Origin of the sequence: Wolbachia endosymbiont of Drosophila incompta, from assembly GCF_001758565.1 — a bacterium.
Taxonomy (GTDB): domain Bacteria; phylum Pseudomonadota; class Alphaproteobacteria; order Rickettsiales; family Anaplasmataceae; genus Wolbachia; species Wolbachia pipientis.
In genome coordinates this window covers 1,035,828-1,037,476 of record NZ_CP011148.1, presented here as the reverse complement: position 1 = coordinate 1,037,476, position 1,649 = coordinate 1,035,828, and the positions used below count along the sequence as shown (strand labels likewise).

Below are 1,649 nucleotides of genomic sequence, written 5' to 3'. Positions count from 1 at the left end.
TTATGATGTATTAATACTAGACACTGCAGGCAGGCTTCATATTGACAATAATATGATGAATGAGTTGAAAGCCGTAAAGGAAATAGCTTCACCTGCAGAAGTTATTTTAGTAGCCGACGCAATGATAGGCCAGGATGCGGTCAACATTGCCAAATCATTCAATGAGGTAATAGGTGTAACCGGCATTATTCTCACCCGTGTTGATGGTGATGCACGTGGTGGTGCTGCTCTTTCTATGAAAATGATCGCCGATTGTCCAATTAAATTTATTGCTTGTGGTGAAAAATTAAGTGACCTCGATGATTTTTATCCCGATAGAATTGCAAAAAGGATACTTAGCATGGGTGATGTTGTCTCATTGGTTGAAAAAGCTGCTGAGATTGTTGGTCAGGAAGAAATTGATAAGTTACAAAAGAAAGTGAAAAAAGGTAAATTCGACCTAAACGACCTAGTGGGAATGTTAAAAACTCTGAGTAAAATGGATGGCATTAGCAACATAATGAAATTCATTCCTAGTTCATTTACAAAAAAGCTAAGTAGCAGTGTGCCAGATGACAATAAAGTGAAAAAATATATAGCCATCATAAACTCAATGACTGAAAAAGAAAGGCAAAATCCAGATATTTTAAATGGCAAAAGAAGACTTAGAATTTCTAAGGGGTCCGGAACAACTGTAACTGACATTAATCTTCTAATTAAGCAGTATAATCAAATGAGCTCTATGGTAAATAAGTTCAGTAAAGTTGACCATAGTAAACTCAAAGAATCTGATTTGATGGATATGATAAGCAGAAAGTAAGTCAGCAGGTAGTGGAATGAGACAAATCATCAGTAAACCTTTAGCTATATCAAAAGCGGCTTAGGTCTCGCAAAAAAATTTACAGCTTCTTGCTAGCCAAGAAATTTATTATTAATTTTAAGAAATACTATAGCTGACCCAAGCAACACGTCATACCGCCGCGGTATCTCTAGATCCCGCTAACACGTAGCGGGATGACGAGGCTTACCTTATCGGATTGTTTCTACACCGTCATACCGCGATTCATTCGCGGTATCTCTTAGCCGCTAACAAGAGATCCCGCTAACAAGCAGCGGGATGACGAATTACTATGCCGCCGCGAACCGTCATACCGTTGCAAACCGTCATACCCGCTAACACGTAGTGGGATGACGATTGTCAGGGTAGCTGTCATCCCAGTAGCCTCTTTCTCTTGTCATCCTAGTGCCCTGACTACTTGGATCCAGGAAAAAGAATGGTGTCATGAAAGTAGCTGACACTGGTCTCCATCCAAAAGGGTGTCATCCGAGTAGCTTGACTACTTGGATCCAGGAAACTTAATTGCAAGTAATGCATTGGGTTTGGTGAGTATGGGTTTTGCGTTATAGAATGAAGCACTTTTTGTGAATTTGTAAAGAAAACTGGATCCAAGTAGTCAGGGCACTGGGATGACATCATCCTTTTTTTTGGATTCCAGACTGGAATGACAGCAGTCCTACGTCATACCGCGATTCATTCGCGGTATCTCTAGATCCCGCTAACAAGCAGCGGGATGACGGTTGTCGTTTAGCTATAAATATTTAAGAAATTTACTAAACGAAAAAACTTACTTGACACCCTTCGCCAGCGCCCTTATCATGATAGTGAAGCT

1 pseudogene is annotated in these 1,649 nt (G+C 40.2%); it reads left to right on the top strand.

The window, feature by feature from the left end:
* Positions 1-799, top strand: a pseudogene (locus WG67_RS08710) (signal recognition particle protein); the annotation flags it as partial.
* Between the last annotated feature and the right edge of the window lie 850 nt (positions 800-1,649).